Raw genomic sequence first — 2,158 nt, forward strand, 5'->3', positions numbered from 1 at the left:
GGTTGCGGTAAAATTTTGCAGCAACCGCATCAGCTGGCTTTGTTCTGTTCGATTTAACGGTCTTTGAACAGCTAACGTGTATTTTTTAATTGAACTGGCATAGTGCCCGTGATTTCTCCCATCATAGCGATGACCGAAACGATTCGATTTACTCACCAGATCATCCATTATTTCCTGTTTGATGAGGGCATTAAAATCTTGAGCAGAGTTGACTGAACGGTGTATTAAATATTGAGAAGGGCGTGTGCCAGAAGAACGGTGAAATTCATTACATCCCGGAGTAGAGCGGGGGTAACTATTCCGCTGTCTGACCGTGGCATATCTGTATCTCCCACGCCTTGAAGAAGGGGCATGGCCATTCGGTTGGTTGTAACCGTTATCTGATCTTGTGTATTGACCACTGATACCAGCAGAACTTCTATCCATAATTATCTTTCATTAATTCATGAAAATATGAAAAGCAGACTGCTGTTCTGCTCAGAAGTTCATTTTGCAGAAAAGTTTACTTGAGTCATGGTGGGAGGAAGGCGATTACTGGCTGTTTGTTTTCTTTTTCCTTGCTGGGCTGGTTTGCTCTTGTAAATGTTCTTCGGCAGTTACATATGCAGCACTGCCCACCCTCTTTTAAGTGAAACAGAGTCATGACCCTGTGGCAGGATGCCTACCCTGATCTTTATTTGATCAATATATAGCTTCATTAAATCTTTCTTCAAAAGCTGGTTAGCCGGGATTTCAATGACCTCAAATCCTGCTTTTTGCAGCAGTTCGATTTTAAGCAGAGTCGAGCCTTTTCTGGTATTGAAATCACCACCCACGTAATGAGACGGTCCCTGAATTTCAATCACTATGTTGTGATCTGGCAGAAGCAGGTCAACCGGAGGTAATGAGTTCAGACTCTTTTCTTCTTCGATCTTCAGAGATGGAATAGATGATTGGAGTTGATCGCGAAAGTCGGCTTGGGTTTTTGAAATGTTTGTCTGGTAATGGCGAACGAACGGACAGGCTCTGCCAAGCCAGCTTGCAGCCATGATCATGATGGATTGATCCTCTTCATTATCTGGCGATGTATTTTCCAGGCGAGTGAACAGGTCATCCATGTGCTTTTCAAGCACGTTATTTCGATGGGCATTGGAGTCTAGAGCCAACCTGGCACAGCATACCATTACGGCCCAGAGAGACATCGATATATCATGATGAGATAACTGAGGGTTCTCACTGATTCTATAGACAAGCGATTCGAACGTAGAGGTAACCACGTTCAGCTCAACGAGTTCACCCAGTTTCGCCATGCTCCAAAGCAGGTTAGCGATTTCCTGTGGTTTAAAGTTAGCTTTTTGTGCGTTCACGAGAGGCAATAGCGCGACCACAGCCTCGTTGAGCACTGGTGTCCGCTGCTGCGCGTTGTCCACCAGTTTCGCCACGGCCCATAGCAGGTTGGTGATTGCCTGTGGTGTAAAGTTAGCTTTCTGTGCGTTCACGTGGGGCAACAGCGCGGCCGCGGCCTCCATGAGCCCTGGTATCTTCTCCTGCCCGTTGTCCACCAGTTTCGCCATGGCCCACAGCAGGTTGGCAATGCCCTGGGCATTAAGTTGGTTTTTCTGTGCGTTCACAAGGGGCAACAGGGCAGCCACGGCCTCGTTGAGCCCTGGTGTCTGCTCCAGCCCGCTGTCCACCAGTTTCGCCATGGCCCACAGCAGGTTGGCGATGTGTTGAGGAATAAATTGGTCTTTCTGTGCGTTCACGTGGGGTAGCAGCGCGGCCAAGGCCTCGTTGAGCTCTGGTGTCTGCTCATGCCCGTTGTCCACCAGTTTTGCCATGCCCCACAGCAGGCTGACGATACCCTGTGGTTTAAAGTCAGCTTTTTGTGCGTTCACGGGGGGCAATAGTGCGGCCACGGCCTCGTAGAGCTCTGGTGTCTGCTCCTGTCCGTTGTCCACCAGTTTCGCCATGGCCCACAGCAGGTTGGCAATGCCCTGGGCATTAAGTTGGTTTTTCTGTGCTTGCACGAGGGGCAACAGGGCGGCCACGGCCTCTTTGAGCTCTGCTTTACGCAGCTGCCCGTTGTCCAGCAGTTTCGCCACGGCCCACACCAGGTTGGTGACTTCCTGTGGTTTAAAGTGAGTTTTCTGTGCGTTCACGTGGGGCAACAGCGCGGCCA

Annotated in this window: 2 protein-coding genes; both read right to left on the reverse strand. The window is 49.7% G+C overall.

Going from position 1 to position 2,158, the window contains the following annotated elements; all coding sequences use genetic code 11:
• Window positions 1-426, reverse strand: a 426-nt coding sequence (locus tag ACO6V1_RS23570) for a hypothetical protein (protein ID WP_422468979.1), incomplete at its 3' end; no start/stop codon positions are given.
• 170 nt (window positions 427-596) lie between these two features.
• On the reverse strand, window positions 597-2,158 hold a 1,562-nt coding region (locus ACO6V1_RS23575), incomplete at its 5' end, for an RAP domain-containing protein (protein ID WP_422468982.1).

The organism is Endozoicomonas sp. ALC013 (assembly GCF_049310205.1).
Classification (GTDB): domain Bacteria; phylum Pseudomonadota; class Gammaproteobacteria; order Pseudomonadales; family Endozoicomonadaceae; genus Endozoicomonas.